This is a genomic window from Pseudomonas sp. 02C 26 (assembly GCF_002843585.1).
GTDB classification, from domain to species: Bacteria; Pseudomonadota; Gammaproteobacteria; order Pseudomonadales; family Pseudomonadaceae; genus Aquipseudomonas; species Aquipseudomonas shirazensis.
Map to the genome: position 1 here is coordinate 4,373,209 of NZ_CP025262.1, position 17,729 is coordinate 4,390,937.

At 64.4% G+C, this 17,729-nt stretch carries 12 protein-coding genes and 1 rRNA gene; 4 read left to right on the forward strand and 9 right to left on the reverse strand.

All coding sequences use genetic code 11. From position 1 onward, the window contains the following. Window positions 1-4: 4 nt before the first annotated feature. The 3 genes from CXQ80_RS19955 to CXQ80_RS19965 all read left to right on the forward strand — a co-directional run bounded on the left by CXQ80_RS19955 (window position 5) and on the right by CXQ80_RS19965 (window position 2,018). Window positions 5-628 (forward strand): lysophospholipid acyltransferase family protein, encoded by a 624-nt coding sequence (locus tag CXQ80_RS19955; protein WP_101322112.1) that lies wholly within the window; start codon window positions 5-7, stop codon window positions 626-628. A gap of 1 nt (window position 629) precedes the next feature. Then, a complete protein-coding gene (locus CXQ80_RS19960; protein ID WP_101322113.1) occupies window positions 630-1,562 on the forward strand; it encodes a phosphatidate cytidylyltransferase in 933 nt (310 codons plus the stop codon). A 111-nt stretch (window positions 1,563-1,673) separates the two neighbouring features. Beyond that, window positions 1,674-2,018, forward strand: coding sequence for a cupin domain-containing protein (locus tag CXQ80_RS19965; RefSeq protein WP_101322114.1), 345 nt, complete (start codon window positions 1,674-1,676; stop codon window positions 2,016-2,018). A 120-nt stretch (window positions 2,019-2,138) separates the two neighbouring features. Here the strand turns inward: CXQ80_RS19965 and mmsB are convergent, their stop codons facing one another. Together mmsB and CXQ80_RS19975 are read right to left on the reverse strand one after the other, a co-directional pair. Beyond that, a complete protein-coding gene (gene mmsB / locus CXQ80_RS19970) occupies window positions 2,139-3,026 on the reverse strand; it encodes a 3-hydroxyisobutyrate dehydrogenase (protein ID WP_101322115.1) in 888 nt (295 codons plus the stop codon). Window positions 3,027-3,035: 9 nt separating this feature from the next. After that, a complete protein-coding gene (locus CXQ80_RS19975; protein ID WP_101322116.1) occupies window positions 3,036-4,562 on the reverse strand; it encodes a CoA-acylating methylmalonate-semialdehyde dehydrogenase in 1,527 nt (508 codons plus the stop codon). A gap of 122 nt (window positions 4,563-4,684) precedes the next feature. Here CXQ80_RS19975 and CXQ80_RS19980 point away from each other — a divergent pair, with 122 nt between their 5' ends. Further along, window positions 4,685-5,635 carry a LysR family transcriptional regulator gene (locus tag CXQ80_RS19980; RefSeq protein ID WP_101322117.1) on the forward strand — a complete coding sequence of 317 codons (951 nt, stop codon included), beginning with the start codon at window positions 4,685-4,687 and terminating at the stop codon, window positions 5,633-5,635. A 1-nt stretch (window position 5,636) separates the two neighbouring features. Here CXQ80_RS19980 and CXQ80_RS19985 read toward each other — a convergent pair whose 3' ends face one another. The 7 genes from CXQ80_RS19985 to rrf form a co-directional block, all read right to left on the reverse strand. Next, window positions 5,637-6,101, reverse strand: a complete 465-nt coding sequence (locus tag CXQ80_RS19985; RefSeq protein ID WP_101323106.1) for an OmpA family protein — start codon at window positions 6,099-6,101, stop codon at window positions 5,637-5,639. A gap of 38 nt (window positions 6,102-6,139) precedes the next feature. Continuing rightward, window positions 6,140-7,411: a diguanylate cyclase domain-containing protein gene (locus tag CXQ80_RS19990; RefSeq protein WP_101322118.1), complete on the reverse strand. Its 1,272-nt coding sequence runs from the start codon at window positions 7,409-7,411 to the stop codon at window positions 6,140-6,142. Next, entirely contained in the window at window positions 7,408-7,980 is a 573-nt protein-coding gene (locus CXQ80_RS19995) for a YfiR family protein (RefSeq protein ID WP_101323107.1), read from the reverse strand. Before CXQ80_RS19995 ends, CXQ80_RS19990 begins: the two co-directional genes overlap by 4 nt. A 71-nt stretch (window positions 7,981-8,051) precedes the next feature. Continuing rightward, window positions 8,052-10,127: an exodeoxyribonuclease V subunit alpha gene (recD, locus tag CXQ80_RS20000; protein WP_101322119.1), complete on the reverse strand. Its 2,076-nt coding sequence runs from the start codon at window positions 10,125-10,127 to the stop codon at window positions 8,052-8,054. After that, window positions 10,124-13,801 carry an exodeoxyribonuclease V subunit beta gene (gene recB, locus CXQ80_RS20005; RefSeq protein WP_101322120.1) on the reverse strand — a complete coding sequence of 1,226 codons (3,678 nt, stop codon included), beginning with the start codon at window positions 13,799-13,801 and terminating at the stop codon, window positions 10,124-10,126. Before recB ends, recD begins: the two co-directional genes overlap by 4 nt. Then, entirely contained in the window at window positions 13,798-17,277 is a 3,480-nt protein-coding gene (recC, locus tag CXQ80_RS20010; protein ID WP_101322121.1) for an exodeoxyribonuclease V subunit gamma, read from the reverse strand. The genes recB and recC overlap by 4 nt, the downstream gene beginning before the upstream one ends. 250 nt (window positions 17,278-17,527) lie before the next feature. Next, window positions 17,528-17,643 (reverse strand): 5S ribosomal RNA (gene rrf, locus CXQ80_RS20015). Window positions 17,644-17,729: the final 86 nt, after the last annotated feature.

Genomic DNA, 17,729 nt, shown 5'->3' on the forward strand with positions numbered 1-17,729 from the left:
TGCCATGCTCACCGCCCTGACTGCCTTTGCCATCACCTCCGCCGCGCGCCTGATCACCGGCGCCCGCGCCCTCTGGCTCGGCTGCACGCCGCAGCCGGTGCAGCGCCTGTACTTCGCCAACCACAGTAGCCACGGCGACTTCGTCCTGCTCTGGGCGTCGCTGCCGGGGCCGCTGCGCCAGCGCACGCGACCGGTTGCAGGCGCCGACTACTGGGCCAAACCGGGCCTGCGCAACTTCGTCATCCGCAAGGTATTCAACGGTGTGCTGATCGACCGGCAGCGCAGCGAAGTCCAGGCCAACCCGCTGCAGCCGGTGCTTGATGCGCTGTCCGGTGGCGATTCGTTGATCTTCTTCCCCGAGGGCACGCGCAATCTCGGCGATGAGCCACTGTTGCCGTTCAAGAGCGGTTTGTTCCACCTCGCCGTCGCCAACCCCGACATGGAAGTGGTGCCAGTGTGGATCGCCAACCTCAACCGGGTCATGCCCAAGGGCCGCGCCCTGCCGCTGCCGCTGTTGTGCACCTTGAGCTTTGGCGAACCGCTGCAGGTGCAGGCCGCTGAAGACAAGCACGCGTTTCTCGAGCGGGCCCGCCAGGCCCTGCTGAACCTGGCCCCCAAGGAAGCCTGAGATGGACCACAACACTGTTTTGCTGTTTGCCGGGATCGGCGCGCTGCTGCTGCTCGCCAGCATCATCGGCCGCCTGCTCAAGTGGCGCGCCGGCGCCGGCCCCCATGCGGTGATCGACAACCTCAATGCGCGGATCAACGCCTGGTGGGTGATGGTGCTGGTGATCGGCATCGCCTTCCTGTTCGGCAAGTACGGCGTGATCGTGCTGTTCTACTGCGTGTCGTTCTATGCCCTGCGCGAGTTCATGACCCTGACCCCAACCCGGCGCAGCGACTACCCCGCGCTGGTCGCAGCGTTCTATGTGGCATTGCCGCTGCAGTATCTGCTGATCGCGATGGACTGGTACGGCCTGTTCAGCATCTTCATCCCGGTGTACCTGTTCCTGTTGCTGCCGATTCTGGCCAGCTTTGGCGGCGATACCACGCGCTTTCTCGAACGCGCCTCAAAAGTGCAGTGGGGGCTGATGATTGCCGTGTACTGCGTGTCGGCGGTGCCGGCGCTGATGACCCTCGACATCCCCGGTTTCGAAGGCCGCAACCTGCTGCTGATCGCCTGGCTGATCCTGGTAGTGCAGATCAGCGATGTGCTGCAGTACGTCTGCGGCAAGCTGTTCGGCAAGCGCAAAGTGGCACCCAACCTGTCGCCGTCGAAAACCCTCGAGGGCCTGCTCGGCGGTGTAGCCCTGGCCACCCTGATCGGCGCCTCGCTGTGCTGGATCACCCCGTTCAGCTTCTGGCAGGCGGCGTTGATGGCGCTGACCGTGAACGCCATGGGCTTCTTCGGCGGGCTGGTGATGTCGGCGATCAAGCGCGACCGCGGGGTCAAGGACTGGGGGCACATGATCGAAGGCCACGGCGGCATGCTCGACCGCATCGACTCGGTGTGTTTTGCCGCGCCGGTGTTCTTTCACTTTGTGCGTTACTGGTGGGCATAACCGCGCGGCGATAGCGCGGGCAGGCAGGTAGAGGTCGAGCGCAGGCAACTGGGCCACGCGCGATAGCCCTATGGTGATGCGTCCATAAGCATCCCAAAGGGAACACCTGCCATGTCCGATTTCATTACCGTCCTGCGTGAAACCTGCCCGATCCCGGTAGTCGACGCGACCAAGTGGAAGCGCATTGGCGGTGACCCGCACACGGTCAACCTCAACGCCTACCTGTCGGCTGACGGCAGCAAGATCATGGGCACCTGGATCTGCACCCCGGGCAAGTTCGAGGTCAACTACGACAAGTGGGAATTCTGCCACTTCCTCGACGGCTACTGCATCATCACCCCGGAAGGCGAAGAGCCCAAGCACCTCAAGGCCGGCGATGTGTTCGTCATCGAGCCGGGCATGAAAGGCACCTGGGAAGTGGTCGAAACCGTGCGCAAGTATTTTGTCTTTGCCTGATCAAAGATTGAGTTGATCGGCTAAACGCAAGGCAAAAAAAATCGCGACTCGAACCGCCCTCCCCCAGGTGCGCAGTTACAGTGGGAGGGCGCTTCGAGCCACGATCAAGACACGTGACGCTCAATCCTTCTTGCGATAGCCCTCGACGATTGCCGAGAAGTCCTTGCCGCCATCGCCGCGCAGGCTCATCGCCTGATACAGCTGCTGCGCCACGGCACCGAGAATCACCGGCTGATGCGCCTGTCGCGCAGCTTCAGTGGCCAACCCCAGATCCTTGAGCATCAGCTCGGCACCAAAGCCGCCGGTATAACCGCGCGCGGAAGGCGCCGTGTCGATCACACCCGGCCATGGGTTGTAGGTATCCGAACTCCAGCAACGGCCTGTGGAACTGTTGATGATGCCGGCCAGCACCTGGGTGTCGATGCCCAACGCATTGCCCAGCGCCATCGCCTCGGACACGCCGATCATGGAGATGCCCAGCAGCAGGTTGTTGCAGATCTTGGCGATTTGCCCGGTACCGACTTCGCCGCAATGGACGATGTTGCGGCCCATGTCCTTGAGCACCGGCTCCAGGCGAGCAAACAGTTCAGCGCTGGCGCCGACCATGAAGGTCAGGGTGCCGCCCGCTGCGCCACCGGTACCGCCGGACACCGGCGCATCGCCCATGTCGACGCCCTTGGCCGCAGCAGCCTTGGACACTTCGCGGGCGGTCTGTGGGTCGATCGTGCTGCAATCGACGGTCGGCGTACCTGGGCGAATCCCGGCCAGCACGCCGTCATCGTTGAGGTAGACGCCACGCACATGCGCTGCCGCCGGCAGCATGGTGATGACCAGCTCGCTGTTGGCCGCAGCGTCCTTGGGTGAGGCGCTGATCTGCCCGCCAAGCTCGGCAAGTTCGGCCAGTACGCTCTGGTTGAGGTCGAACAGGTTGAGCTGATGCCCAGCCTTGATCAGGTTGCGGGCCATGGGCGCGCCCATGTTGCCCAGACCAATGAATGCAATACGCATGGAGCCTCCTTAGCGCAGGCTGATGGTGGTGTTGACGCCGTCGTTGACGCTGTCGTCATCGAACCAACGGGCCGTGACCGTCTTGGTCTGAGTGTAGAACTGCACCACCTGCTTGCCATACGGGCCGAGGTCGCCGAGCTTGGAGCCGCGCGAACCGGTGAAGCTGAAGTACGGCACCGGCACCGGGATCGGGATGTTGATGCCGACCTGGCCGACGTCGATCTCGCTCTGGAACTTGCGCGCCGCAGCGCCGCTCTGGGTGAACAGGCCGGTGCCGTTGCCGAACGGGTTGCTGTTGACCAGGGCGATGGCCTCGTCGAGCGTGTCGACTTCAAGGGTAATCAGCACCGGGCCGAAGATTTCCTGGGTGTAGATCTGCATCTCGGTGGTGACCCCGGAGAACAGCGTCGGGCCGACGAAGTTGCCTTGCTCATAGCCCGGCACGCTGACGTCACGGCCATCCAGCTCCAGCTTGGCGCCCTCGGCGATGCCGCTTTCGATCAAGCCCAGCACGCGCTCCTTGGCCCGTTTCGAGACCACCGGGCCAACATCCGTGCCTGGCTCGCAACCGGCGTTGACCTTGAGCTGGCTGGCGGCAGCCTTGATGTCCGGCAGCCACTCGCGGGCCTTGCCGACCAGCACCGCCACCGAGGTGGCCATGCAGCGTTGCCCGGCGGCACCAAAGGCAGCGCCGACCAGGGCGTTGATGGTTTGCGTGCGGTTGGCGTCAGGCAGCACCACCGCGTGGTTCTTGGCCCCCATCATCGACTGCACGCGCTTGCCGTGCTGGCTGCCGAGGTTGTAGACGTGGGTACCGACCTCGGTCGAACCGACGAACGAGATTGCCTTGATGTCCTTGTGCGTGCAGATCGCATCTACCACCTGCTTACCGCCGTGGACCACGTTGAGTACACCGGCCGGCACCCCGGCCTGCAGCGCAAGCTCGACCAGCATCAGGGTCGACAGCGGGTCCTGTTCGGACGGTTTGAGGACGAAGGTGTTACCGCAGACGATGGCCATCGGGAACATCCACAGCGGGATCATCGCCGGGAAGTTGAACGGGGTGATCCCGGCGCAGACGCCGATCGGCTGACGCAGCGTGTAGGTGTCCACGCCGCCAGCGACGTTCTCGGCGAACTCACCCATCTGCAAGGTGCCAATCGACGCTGCGTGTTCGACCACTTCCAGGCCGCGGAAGATATCGCCCTCGGCGTCGGCAATGGTCTTGCCCTGCTCGGCACTGAGGGTCTGGGCGATGCGTTTGCTGTGCTCGCGGATCAGCGCCTGCAATTTGAGCATGATGCGCATGCGCGCCCCGATCGGCGTGTCGCGCCAGCTGGCGAATGCACGCTGGGCGGCAGCGACAGCAGCATCGACCTCGTCGACCGTGGCAAACGGCACCCGCGCCAGCACTTGCTGGGTGGCCGGGTTGACGACATCGCGCCATTCGGTGGTTTTCGACTCGACCCATTGGCCATCGATCAGCAGCTTGACCTGCTCAATCTGAGTCTGGGTCGGGGATTGGGGTGCGTTCATCTGCGCGTTCCTTGGAATTATTGTGGGAGACGAGATCGCCAGGCGGGGCTGGCGTCGAGGCGCTGATTTCGAGTATAGATGTGCAAACATCCAATAAGAACGCACATAAAAACCGGATCATCATGCAAAAAGACCTTACCTCCCTCAGTTCGCTGAACTGGGATGACCTGAAGTTCTTTCTTGAAGTGGCGCGCACGCGCAAGGCCAGCAGCGCGGCGAAACGGCTGAATGTCGACTACACCACGGTGTCGCGGCGGATCAGCTCGCTGGAGGCGGCGCTGGGCACGTTGCTGTTCGAAAAGTCGCGCACCAATGGCTTTGTCCTGACCAACGAAGGCCAGCGCCTGCTCGGTTACGCCGAATCCGTCGAGAGCACTCTGCACATGGCCTGTGAGCAGGTATCGGGCTCCGGCGTGGCCTTGTCCGGGCACGTGCGCATGGGCTGCACCGAAGGTTTCGGCAGTTTCTTCGTCACCCCGCAGCTGAGCCACTTCGTCGACGCCTGGCCGGCGATCACCGTGGACATCCTGCCGCTACCGCACTTCATCAGCCTGTCCAAGCGCGAAGCCGACATCGTTATCGCCCTCGAGCGTCCAGAACATGGCCCCTACGTGTGCTGCAAGCTGACCGACTACCGCCTGCGCCTGTACGCCACCCAGGACTACCTCGACAACCACGCGCCGATCCGCCAGGTCAGCGACCTGGCCGAGCACCCGTTCATCAGCTACGTCGACGACCTGGCCTTCAGTTCAGAGCTGCTGTACCTGGCCAACCTGATCCCCAACGCCCACGCCCACCTGCGCAGCACCAGCGTCATTGCCCAGTACACGGCTGCGCTGCAAGGGCGGGGGTTGGCGATTCTGCCATGCTTCCTGGCTGCACAGGATCCACGGCTGGTGACAGTGTTGCCGGAGGAGATCGCGATTACCCGGCAGTTCTGGATGTACTGCCGGGAGGATTTGCGCAAGCTCAAGCGGATTACCCTGTTGTGGGATTACATCCGCGAGGTGACCGAGGCCAATGCGCCGCTGTTGCTAGGCGAATCACGCGAGATGCGCTTCGCCCAGGACTGACTCAGTTGGACGCCACCACGATCGACACCCGGCGGTTTTCCGTGCGCCCGGCGCTGGTGCGGTTGTCGGCGACTGGCTGGCTGCTGCCGAGGCCGCGACTTTGAATGTTCTGCGGTTGCATGCCGATCTCGATCAGCGCCTTGGCCACGCTCTGGGCGCGGCGTTCGGACAGTTGCTGGTTGTAGGTCGCTTTGCCCGAGGCATCGGTGTGGCCGTCAACGCGGACACGCTGGATATCGACGCTGAGCAAGGCCCGGCCAATACGCTCGACGATGGTTCGGCTCTGGCTGTTGAGGCTGTCCAGATCACTGCCGAACAGCACTTTGCCGGACAGATCGAAACTCCATCCATCATCGGTGGGGGTGAAGCCCTCGCGCTTGAGCACGGCGATCTGCTCGGCAGTCAGTCCCGGCGGTGGCACACTCTGGCAACCGCTCAAGGCCAGCAGACTCAACAACACTGCCATGCAAGGCAGGCGCAAACGTACAAACAGTTGCAACACGATCAGCTCCTTTTTTCAAATTCTGCGGCGCTACTTTCCGTATGCGCCACATGCCACTGGCCGCGGCGTGCGCGTTTGGCCTGGTACATCGCCGCATCAGCGGCATTGAGTAGACTGGCCGGGTCATGGCCATCGTCCGGGTAACACGCGATGCCAACGCTGAGTGAGGCGCTGATGCTGGTGCCATCGTTCAGGGCTATCGGCAGCTTCATGCTGGCAACGATCTTCTCGGCAATCCGTTGGGCGTCCTCGCAGGATTGCAGCGGGGTCAGCAATACCGCGAACTCATCACCGCCCAGCCGCGCGACCAGATCATGCTCGCGCAACTGCGCACGCACCCGCGCAGCAACGGTGACCAGCACCTCGTCGCCAACGGCATGGCCCTGGCTGTCGTTGATCTGCTTGAAGTGATCGCAGTCGATGAACAGCAGCGCCAGATACTCCTGGTGACGCTCGGCAGTGCGCAAGGTGCGGCTCAGGCGCCCCTCGAAGAAAGCGCGATTCGGCAACCCGGTCAGGCTGTCGTGACTGGCCAGATGGGCCAGGGTGGCGTTCTCGCTGCGCAGGTGGTTCTGCCAGTTCTCCAGTTCGTCGAGCAGGGCATTGAAGTCGTTGCCCAGCTCGTTGAGCTCGGCGATGTGGGTTTCCGGTACGCGGCGGTCGAAGCTGCGCTCGCGACGGGCGGCATGGGCGACGCTGGCAAGGTTGCGCACGGGCCGGATGATGTCGCCGAACAGGCGCCGCGACCAGTGGCTGGCGACCCAGGCGCTGAGCAGCATGCACAAGAGGATGCCGGTCAGCCCGCTGAGCAGAAAGCGCAATACGCTGCGGCCCTGGCCGGTGACTTCAATGTGGCCGACCTGCTGTTGCTGATGGAGAATCGGCATGTGCACCGGCTCGACCAGAAAGCTGCTTGCCAGCGACCGTTCCAGCGGCGCCAGCACGCCGTCTTCGGGCCTTTGCCAGCGGGCCAGCAGCTCACCATCGCTGTTGAACACCTTGGCGTCGGCCACGCCTTCGTTGGCGGCGATCAGCGCCAGTGACTCGTTGGCGGCGGCGCTGTCGTCGAACACCACCGCGGCTTCGACTGTGTAATTGATCGAGCGCGCGATCAGGTGCAGGTTCTGGTTGGCATATACGCGCAAGGCCAGCACGCCAAGCAGGGTCACGCACAGGCCAGCCAGGCCGACCGCAAGCAGGGCCACGCCCAAATGCCCGCGGCCGAGCACAGCGCGCAGGGTCGGCCGGCGGTCGCGCCTGGCTGAGCGGATCATGGCTGCACCGCGCGGCGACGCGACAGCTGCAGCACGCTGGGGTGGATACGCACACCGCTGCGGGCTACCGAATCGAGGTTGACCTCGAAGGTTACCTGCTCGTCGCTCACGCGCAGGCAGAACAGGCTACCGACCGTGCAGGGGTCGTCTGCTTCGCTGATGCTCAGCACCGGCCGGCCGCTGAGGGCATGGAACAACCGCTCGCGCTGGCCACGGTCGAGCTTGCCGATATACACCGCATCGCAAGCACCGGCGGTTTGCGGATCGTCGGCCAGAAGGCGACGGGTCTGCAGCGGCTTGCCAGAGTTCTGCTCGGTGCCCTTGATCAAGTCATCGGCGTATTCGGTCGGGCCGATCAGGCACAGCCGCAACGGGGCCGGCTCACTGGGCCAGCGCGCGTAGCTGAAAATGCCCAACACCACCTGGGTCACGGCCTTGCCCCGCTGCTGCGCCAGGGCGGCGCTGGCAGCGGTCTCTGCCCGGCTGGGGCTGGCGTAGAGCAATAGGGCGGCGAGCAGCAGGGCAAGCGCAGCGCCCGTTGCGCGCGCCCAGGTCGAGACAGCCACCATCATGTGGGAATTTTCTCAAAATCTTGTCAGATGATGCCGCAACGATAGCATATTGCCGCTGCGGCAGAACGTCAGCCTTGCTCCAACATCAGGCCGGAGATGCGCCGCACGCGGCGTTCAACCGCCTCCTCGAATACTCCCGCACGCGGCTCGATCAAGCTGAAGCAGTGCTTGGCGCGGGTGATGCCGGTATATACCAGCTCCTTGGTCAGCACCGGATTGAGCGTGTCCGGCAGCACCAGAGCGGTGTGGCTGAACTCCGAGCCCTGCGACTTGTGCACGGTCATGGCATAGACGGTTTCGACTTCATTGAGCCGGCTGGGCAACACGAAGCGCACCCCGCCACTGCCGTCGTTACGCGCAAAGGCCACGCGCAACAAGGCGACGCCGCGCTCGTCGGGCAGGCGCAGGGCAATGCCGATATCGCCGTTCATCAGGCCCAGACCATAGTCGTTGCGGGTGACCAGCACCGGCCGGCCTTCGTACCACGGCTGCTGACTGTCGATCAGACCAGCGTTGTGCAGCACGCGGGTGACGCGCTCGTTCAGACCCTGCACGCCCCACGGCCCCTTGCGTACAGCACAGAGCAGCTGGAACTCCTCGAAACTTCGCAGCACCTGGCCGGCCCACTGCTCCCAGCGCGGGTCGTCTGCTGCGGTCGCGGGCGGGGGGCGCAGGCGACCGATGTTGCGCAGGTAATGGCGGTAGCCCTGTGGGCCGTCGGTGCCGCGATCAAGGCCATCGAGCAGCAGTCTGTCGAAGCGTCGATCATGCTCGCCTTGCAGCGACAGGCCGTGCACGTCGTCGAGCTTTTGCGTCAGCAGTTCGCGCGCCGCCTGAGCTTGCTGGCGGTTGACCAGGCGGGCCAGCTGACCGATCCCGCTGCCTTCACCAAAACGCCGCGAGTGGCGCAACATCACCACCTGCTGCGCAAGTGGGTGCTGCTCGGCGTCGCCGGGGGTTAGCCCGCTGTCCTGCAGGGACTGTCCGCCGACCTGCTCCAGCCAGGCGCGGGTGGCCGCCGAATAGAAACCCTCCTCGGCGTCGCGGCACAGGTCACCGAGCACTGCACCGGCTTCGACCGAGGCCAACTGGTCCTTGTCACCCAGTAGCACCAGCCGCGCCGATGGCGGCAAGGCGTCGAGCAACACGGCCATCATCTCCAGGTCGATCATCGATGCTTCATCGATCACCAACACATCCAGTGGCAACGGGTTGCCAGCATGGTGGCGGAAATGGCGCGAGCCCGGGCGGCTGCCGAGCAAGCGGTGCACGGTGCTGACGTCGGTCGGAATCTGCTGGCGGACCTCAGCGCTGACCTCAAGCAACTCGACCTGTTGGCCAATCGACTCGGTCAGGCGCGCAGCGGCCTTGCCGGTGGGCGCTGCCAGGCGAATCCGCAGCGGCCTGCCCTGCTCCACCGCAGGCCCTTGCAGCAGTGCCAGCAGGCGCACCACTGTTGTGGTCTTGCCGGTGCCGGGGCCGCCGGTGATGATGCTGAACGAGGCGCGGGTAGCCAAGGCGCAGGCGAGTTTCTGCCAGTCGACCTGGCCTTGCGGCGCGCCCCCCTTGAACAGTTGCTCAAGCCGTTCCGGCAGCGCTGGCGCGATGACTTGATCCGCTGCCAGGCGCTGGCGCAGCGCGTTGTCGATCTGCCGCTCGTAGCTCCAGTAGCGGCGCAGGTACAGGCGCAAGCCGCTGAGGACCAGTGGTCGCGCGCTGTGCCCCGGCGTATTGCCAGTGGCCACTAGCGGGCTGGCCGCGATGCGCTCGCACCAGGTGTGCTGATCGAGCTTGGTCAGCAGTTGGGATGGCAGCAGCAATGGCCCGTCGAGGGCATCACCTTCCGGTGGCAGCGACAGGGCGAAGTCCGGCTCGGCCAGGGTCTGGCCGAGGTCCAGGCAGACATGCCCGTGACCCAACTGGTGGCTGGCCAGGGCAGCGGCGAGCAACAGCAGCGGATCGCTGCCGGGCGCACGCTCTTCAAGAAAACCCACCAGTGCGCGGTCGAGCGCGCGCAGCCAGCCGCGCTCAACCCAGCGGTCGAGCAGGATCAGCAGGTCATGGCTGCTCTGCAGCGGCGCCAGGGCAGCCAGCTGCTCGGCTTGCAGGGGGGTTGGCAACAGGTCTTCAAGGCGGCGGCTCATGGCGCGGCTCCGGCAAACAGGTCCTGCTGTGCCGGCACCGGGGCACCGCGGAACAGGGCATCGAGGGCTTCGATCAGCTCACGTGGCGGCTTGCTGAAATACACCCCGTGGCCTGCCCGGCTGGCGCCACGCAGGAAGATGAACAGCGCACCGCCGACATGGCGGTCGTAATCGTAGTCGGGCATGCGCGCGCGCAACTGGCGGTGCAGCGCGAGCAGGTAGAGCACGTACTGCAGGTCGTAGCGGTGATCGAGAATCGCCTGTTCCATGGCCAGCGCGTTGTAGCTGTGCAGGTCCGGGCCGAGCCAGTTGGATTTGTAGTCGGTCACGTAATAACGGCCGTCCAGCTCGAAGGCCAGGTCGATAAAACCTTTGAACATGCCGTTGAGCTGGCTCGGCTCGGCGGCGGCACGCGCGGCGCCGCCGTGGGTATGCCGGGTCACCAGCTGATCAAGCTCGATGACATCGACCTTGTGACTGGCAAACCAGAATTCCATCTCGATCTGATACTGCTGCAGGTGCGCCAAGGTCAATTGGCGATCCTCGCCATGTAACGGCAGCGGCTCGACCAGCAGATGCTGCAGCCACTCGGTGAGGCCCGGAATCCAGCCTTTCCAGTCCCGCCGGTTGCAGCGTTGGCCGACCGTATGTTCGATGAGCTGAGGCTGCTGGCTGACTTCGGCGAAGCCCTCACGCCCGGCCCACTCGAGCAGACCGTGCAGGAAGGTGCCGGGATTGGGCCCGCGTGGGAAGCGATGAATGTCGCCGCTCTGAGCCGGGATATCACGCAACTGCTGGGCATCGATGCGCTCGTCATCGGTCAGCTGCTGGGCCAGCGAGCTGTCACCGGCAAGGCTCTGGTCGCCCACGCGCAGGGCGCTGTAGGAGGCGATCCACCAGTTCTCTGCCGCAGCTCGGCGTGGCTTGCGCGCAGCAATCAGCTCGTGACCATCTTGTGGGGGCAGATAGCGCTGTTCGTCTGCGCCGGGCAGCTCTTCACAGACGATATCCGCGCAGCTCGCTTGCAGGCTTTGCAGCCACTCGGCCAGCTGTGCCGACGAGGCCAGCGGCAGGCCGCCGCCGAGCAGATAGCCCAGGGCCGAGCGATGCAGCAGCGAGTGTTTCTGGTTACCGCGTTTGAGGTCGGCGACACCGAGCCAGCAGGCATGCTGGGCGCGGGTCAAGGCGACGTAGAGCAAGCGCAGATCTTCGGCCAGGCGCTCATCATCGGCGCGCTCGATCTGCTCTTGGTCGGGTGTCAGGGTCAGGTGCGCGTGGCCGTCGCTGTCGTGCCAGATCAGCGGCAGGCGCTGGCCATCGACCGGCTTGCTGGTGCAGATGAACGGCAGATACACCAACGGATACTCAAGGCCCTTGGACTTGTGAATGGTCACGACCTTGACCAGTTGCTCGTCGCTCTCCAGGCGCAGGATCTGCTCTTCGCCCGCCTGCCCGGAGCCGGCCAGGTTCTCGCCCAGATGGCGGATCAAGGCTTGCTCGCCATCCAGTTCACCAGCGGCCTGCTGCAGCAGTTCGGCCAGGTGCAGCAAATTGGTCAGCACCCGCTCGCCGTCGCTGCGGGCAATCAGCCGGCGCGGCAGTTCGAAGTCATGCAGCAGGCGCCGCAGCATCGGCAATACGCCCTGGCGCTGCCAGGTTTCGCGGTACTGGCGGAAGCGCATGACCCAGTCTTCCCAGACCCGCTCGTCCTGGTTCAGCCGCTCGAGTTCAAGCAGTGACTGCTCGAGGGTCGGGCTGGCCAAGGCGGTCTTGAGCAGGCGCTCGGAGTCGGGTTCGGCGCAGGCCTTGAGCCAAGCCAGCAGGTCGTGCGCCTCCTGGGCGGCGAACACCGAGTCTTTGTCCGACAGGTACACACTGCGCACATCGCGCGCTGCCAGCTCGGCGCGGACCAGCTGCGCTTCGCGACCGTCGCGCACAAGGATGGCGATATCCGAAGGCAGGCACGCCTTGAGTTTGCCATCGGTTTTTCTGAATCCACTGACGCCCTGTTGACCACCGTTGAGCAGCCCGACGATATGGCTGGCGCAGCTGGCGGCCAGTTGCTGACGATAGAGGGTGCTGGACACCGGTTCGTCGCTGTCCAGCCGCCAGCAATGCAGCGCGGCGGATGGCTGGTCGTTGATCAGCAGTTGCTCGCTGCGGCCCTTGGCGTGGACCTCGATGAACGGCAAGGGATTGTCTTGCCCCTCACGGAACAGGAATGCGCCGCGGCCACTGCTACGCCCTTCTGCGGCGAGGAACAGGCGGTTGACCGCACTGACCATGGCTTTGCTGGAACGATAGTTGGTGTCCAGGCTGTGCAGGCGCCCGGCAGTGGCGCGGCGGGCCGCCAGGTAGGTAAAGATGTCGGCACCGCGGAAAGCGTAGATCGCCTGCTTCGGGTCGCCGATCATGAACAGGCCGGTTTCGGCGTGGTTCTGACTGATCTGGTAGATGCGCTCGAAGATGCCGTACTGGACCGGATCGGTGTCCTGAAATTCGTCGATCAGGGCGACCGGGAACTGCTCGCGGATGAGCGCGGCCAAGCGTTCGCCGGACTCCTGATTGAGCGCGTGCTGCAGGCGCAGGAGCATGTCGTCGAAGCCCATTTCGGCGCGCCGGCGCTTCTCCTGCTCGAAGCGTGCCGACACCCAACTGGCGGCATGCTCGAGCAAAGGCACTTCGGGGCTGGCCAGGCCTTGTAGCTGCTGGCGCAGGGTTTCCATGGCGCGCAGGGCCGGGTGATCGGGTGGGTCACCCTGCTTCCAGGCTTCGGCCATGCCGGCTGGAGTCAGGCGGGTGAAGCCAGTGCCCAGATCCAGTTCGAGGACCTGATCATCACCGGCCCAGGCGCGCAGTTTTTCGAACCACGGCTCGAAGTAACGCGCCTGCAGCTTGCGCCCATCAGCGTGCTTGGCCGCAACCGCCGCGTGGCAGATCTGCTGCAACTCGTCGGCCCAGACGCCCCAAGGCGCCTTGAGCTGGCACAGCTGCTGCGCGCGTTGCTCCAGAGTGGTCTCGATCAGTGCCTGCGGCTCGATATCATCGGCGCTGCTGGCGACACGGCCAAACAGCGGACGCAGGCGCGGCAACAAGGCATCGGGGCTGACCCAGTTGCCGCGTACCCAGTTCAGGGACTCGCCGCGCATGCCATAGCAGAAGCGCCGCCAGTAGTCGCGCATGACCTGGCCGAGCAGTTCGCTGTGATCGGTCTCAAGACTTTGGGTAAACAGGCTGCCGCTGTCGAAGGCGTGTTCGCGCAGCATCCGTTGGCACCATCCGTGAATGGTCGACACGGCGGCTTCGTCCATCCACTGTACGGCCACCTCCAGGCGGCTGGCGCAACGTGGCCAGAGCTCTGCCGGGTAGTCGGCACGGAGCATCTGCAGCAGCGGGTCGGCGTCGGCCAGCTCGTCACGGAAGAACCGTGCGGCTTCGGCCAGTCGCATACGAATGCGCTCACGCAGCTCTTTGGTGGCCGCATCGGTAAAGGTCACCACGAGGATCTGCGGCGGCAACAGCTCGCGGCCAAAGCCGTGCGCATCGCCATGGCCGAGGATCAGCCGCAGGTACAGCGCCGAGATGGTGAAGGTCTTGCCGGTACCGGCGCTGGCTTCGATCAGCTGGCTGCCATGCAGCGGGAAGCTCAAGGCCAAGGGGCGGGCCTGGGTCATGCGGCACTCTCCGGATTGCCCTGGGTTTGCCAGGGCGCGGCGAACAGGGGGCGGTACAGGGCTTCACACCAGCCTTCGAAGGCTTCATCGGCGCTCAGTGCGGCGAAGTCGCGGAACTGGCGCGCCAGGGCGAGGCTTTCGCTGCGTTCGCCAAAGCTGTTCTGGCCGTCGCCTTCGTAGGCCCGGGCGGCAGCGGCCAAGGCCTTGTCCGGGTCGTCCTGGCCGAGCCAGGCGAAGGCGGTCTTGGCCGCCACCGGCAGCGGCGCGTTCATGCCGGCCTGGCGTGCGACCAGCAGATCAGCAAGCCGCTCACTGGCCTCAGCCTGTGGCAAAGGTTCCAGCAGCAGGGTCAGGTCGCTGGCCACCAGTGCACTGTGCAGCGGGTAGCCGGCAGCGCAGCCAGCCAGGTGCATGACCCAGGTCGGAATCAGCCGATGGCGCTTGAGGTTGTTACGCCCGGCACTGATGGTGTTGGGGATGGTAGTGATGCTCAGCAGGCTTTGGTCGGCCGCCTGATACACCCGCCCAAGCCAGCCTTGCAGGCGCTCGCGGCCATGCTCGAAGTGAATCGGCAGCGCGCCTTCGACCAGGCTCGGCCAGCGTTGCAGCAGGTGTCGATGACGTTGCAGCAGATTGGGCAGGGGCTCGATCAGCTCGGCCTGGAGGATCTCGCCAAAACCGGCCAACGGCAGCAGGCCATGGCCTTGCAGGCGGCGCGCCTGGGCGTACAGGGCCGATTCGGCGTTGCCTGGGTCAGCCAGGGCGGCATCCAGCAGGCTTTCGCTGAGGCCGTAGCGCTGCAGTGCGTCGAGCACGAACGGTTCTTCGTCCGGGGTCGGTGCCTCGAGTGACTCGAAGAACACCTTCAAGCGCTGGCGGAAGAAATGCCGCACCGGGTGACGCAGAAAGTCCTGCAGTTGGGTCAGGCTCAGCGGCTCGTCATTGACGTAGGGCGCTAGCGTGTCGTCTGCGGGCGGTGTGGCAGCCTCGGCCTGATGCAACAGTTGCCACTCATGGGCGTAACTGAACAGCGGGCTACCTTTCTGGAAGTAGCGCTGGCTAAAAGGCTGCAGCGGGTGCTCCTGAGTCAGGCCGTGCAGCAGTTGCTGGCCGGCGTCTTCGCGCAGGCCTGGCTTGGCGTTGGCGACTTGCCAACCGGCGGCCAGGTGATCGCGCAACTGGCCGATCAGGACCGAGGCCGGCCGCTCGCTGTTGTCGCGGATGCTGCGCCCTACCCAGCTGACATACAGCTGGTCGCGGGCAGACAGCAGGGCTTCGAGCAGCAGGTAGCGGTCATCCTCACGACGCGAGCGGTCGCCTGGGCGGTAGTCACTGGCCATCAGGTCGAAATCCAGCGGCTGCTGGGCTCGTGGGTAATCGCCGTCGTTCATGCCCAGCAGGCAGACCACCCGGAAGGGGATCGCTCGCATCGGCATCAGCGTGCAGAAGTTTACTGAGCCGGCGAGAAAGCGTTGCGAAAGTTTGCCTTGATCGAGACCTGACAGCCACGCCTCGCGCACTACCGTCAGTGGTAGTGGCTCGTGCAGGGCGACCGTATCGCAGGTTTGCAGCCAGGTGTCGCGTAGGTCCTGAAGCTGTACCAGAAGAAACTCATCATGCTCGTTTTCGGCCAGGAAAAACACCTGCAGCAGTGCATTCAGGCGCTCGCCCCACTCGACTGCTGTTGCCGCTTGAGCGAGCTCGACACAGGCCACATCAAGCGCATCGAGCAACGCCACCAGCGGCCCGATCAAGGCGGCATCGAGGCCGCCGATCTCGTCGTAGGGCTCGATGCCATCGCAGCCCTCGCCTACGCCCACTGCGTAACCGAGCAGCATCCGGCGCAAGCCAAACCGCCAGCTGTTCTGCTCCAGCCCTTCGGGCAGGCCGAGGCTGGCGCGCTGGGCGGCACTCAGGCCCCAACGGATGCCGGCGCCTTCGATCCAGCGATGCAGAGTCGGCAGGTCGCTTTCCTGAATGGCGAAGCGCGCGCGCAGTGCGGGCACGTCGAGCAGATCGAGTACCTCACTAACGGCAAAGCGACTGTCGGGCAGCTTGAGTAGATGCTCAAGAGCGATCAGTAAAGGGTCACGGCCACGCTGGCCCTGATCGGTCAGGGTGAACGGGATATAGCGCGGGTCGTGGCGATCGAGCTGGCCGAACACCGCGCGGATATGCGGGGCGTAGTCATCGATGGCCGGCAGCATGACGATGATATCGCGCGGGCGCAGAGTAGGATCGGCGCTGAAGCGGGCCAGCAGTTGGTCGTGGAGGATCTCGACTTCACGTTGGGCGCTATGGGCGATGTGAAACCTGACCGAGCGGTCCTTGGTCGGGTCCACCGCTGGCCAGACTTCGCGGGTTTCGGCCAACGGCCGCAACTCGAGAATGTCATCCTGCAACTGGTTGAGCAGATTGCCTGGCTGGGCCTCACTGAACAGGTCGATGCGGCCTTCGTTGAACACGCCAAGGTAACTGGCAGGGTCGTCGTAGCTGTCGAGCAGGTTGATGTAGTCACGGCCCTGTTTGCCCCAGGCAGCCAGCAGCGGGTGGGCATGCTGGTGCAAGCTCTCGTCGTCCAGTTGCAGGGGCATGCCCTGCTTGCGCTGTTGGCGCTTGTACTGGTGGCGGAGCAGGTCTTTGTCGGCAACGATATCGCCCCAGTGGTGACGACATGGGTTGTGCACGCAAAGCAGCACCTGGCTGAAACGGGCCAACGCCGCCAGAGCCTCGAGTGCCTGCGCCGGCAGGGACGAGATACCAAAGACGATGACTCGCGCTGGCAGGCCCTTGGGCGGCTGCTCGAGGCTGTTCATACGCTCGATAAAGCGCTGGTGCACGCCGGCACGGCTCTGCTCCATACCGGCCTGGCCGACATCTTCGAGCAACGCCCGCCACAGTTCGGCCTGCCAGCAGTTGCCGGCAGCCAGTGGCTTGCGCTGGGCGCGGGCGGTGTTGAGAACATGCTTACCGGCTGCCCAATCCTGCAGCCAGTCGGCGCGGTAGACCTGATATTGGTCGAACAGGTCAGCCAGACGCTCGGCCAGCTGGTAGCGCTTGCGCAGGTCGCTGTCGTCAGTCAGAAAGCGCCGTAGCGGCTCGAAGTGCGGGCGCTCGATGAGCGCCGGCAGCAAGCGCATCAGGCGCCAGGTAAGTGGGGCCTTGTCGAGCAGGGATACTTCAGGGATTTCGTCGCGGCCGAGCACCTTGCGGTACAGCTGCCACATGAAGGTACCGGGCAATTGCACATCGATGGCGGCAGCGATGCCACAGCCGCCGCTGTCATCGTCTTGTGGGTCTTCGGCCAGGGCGAGTTTCAGCCATTGGGCGATGCCATTGCTTTGCACCAGGGCGACTTCGTTTTCCAACGGGGCCAGAGGGAAGCGGCGCATCATACTCACCACCAGGCTGCGCAGGTCGTCCAGGCGGTTGCCGTGAACAATCATGAAGCCGGGGTGCAAGCGGGTATCTGCCATTGCGCTCTCTCTGAAAGGCGTTCGTCCTGGGGAGGAACCATATCATGGCCGAGCATCGCGCTCGCGTAGGAGCGGCCTTGTGTCGCGAAAGGCCAGCATAGCTGGCCCGGCAATATCGGCTGCGAAGCTGAGATCTGGGGCCGCTACGCAGCCCTTTCGCGACACAAGGCCGCTCCTACAAGGAACCGTGCTCGGCCGGAAAAGACAAAACCCCTACCTGCTCGCGCAGATAGGGGTTTTGCGAAATGAATCTTGACGATGACCTACTCTCACATGGGGAGACCCCACACTACCATCGGCGATGCATCGTTTCACTACTGAGTTCGGGATGGGATCAGGTGGTTCCAATGCTCTATTGTCGTCAAGAAATTCTGTAGCCAGAACGTCCAGATGAACGGCCCAGCAAATTCGGATATGTGATGTTTGTGTACGAATCTTCAGCGTTTCGTCTT

What these genes read in the sequence shown, in the direction of transcription:
- recC (WP_101322121.1), bottom strand. Translation starts at nt 17,277, where the DNA reads ATGGCAGATACCCGCTTGCACCCCGGCTTCATGATTGTTCACGGCAAC.
- CXQ80_RS19985 (WP_101323106.1), bottom strand. Translation starts at nt 6,101, where the DNA reads ATGGCAGTGTTGTTGAGTCTGCTGGCCTTGAGCGGTTGCCAGAGTGTG.
- CXQ80_RS19980 (WP_101322117.1), top strand. Translation starts at nt 4,685, where the DNA reads ATGCAAAAAGACCTTACCTCCCTCAGTTCGCTGAACTGGGATGACCTG.
- CXQ80_RS19975 (WP_101322116.1), bottom strand. Translation starts at nt 4,562, where the DNA reads ATGAACGCACCCCAATCCCCGACCCAGACTCAGATTGAGCAGGTCAAG.
- CXQ80_RS19960 (WP_101322113.1), top strand. Translation starts at nt 630, where the DNA reads ATGGACCACAACACTGTTTTGCTGTTTGCCGGGATCGGCGCGCTGCTG.
- CXQ80_RS19990 (WP_101322118.1), bottom strand. Translation starts at nt 7,411, where the DNA reads ATGATCCGCTCAGCCAGGCGCGACCGCCGGCCGACCCTGCGCGCTGTG.
- mmsB (WP_101322115.1), bottom strand. Translation starts at nt 3,026, where the DNA reads ATGCGTATTGCATTCATTGGTCTGGGCAACATGGGCGCGCCCATGGCC.
- CXQ80_RS19995 (WP_101323107.1), bottom strand. Translation starts at nt 7,980, where the DNA reads ATGGTGGCTGTCTCGACCTGGGCGCGCGCAACGGGCGCTGCGCTTGCC.
- recB (WP_101322120.1), bottom strand. Translation starts at nt 13,801, where the DNA reads ATGACCCAGGCCCGCCCCTTGGCCTTGAGCTTCCCGCTGCATGGCAGC.
- CXQ80_RS19955 (WP_101322112.1), top strand. Translation starts at nt 5, where the DNA reads ATGCTCACCGCCCTGACTGCCTTTGCCATCACCTCCGCCGCGCGCCTG.
- recD (WP_101322119.1), bottom strand. Translation starts at nt 10,127, where the DNA reads ATGAGCCGCCGCCTTGAAGACCTGTTGCCAACCCCCCTGCAAGCCGAG.
- CXQ80_RS19965 (WP_101322114.1), top strand. Translation starts at nt 1,674, where the DNA reads ATGTCCGATTTCATTACCGTCCTGCGTGAAACCTGCCCGATCCCGGTA.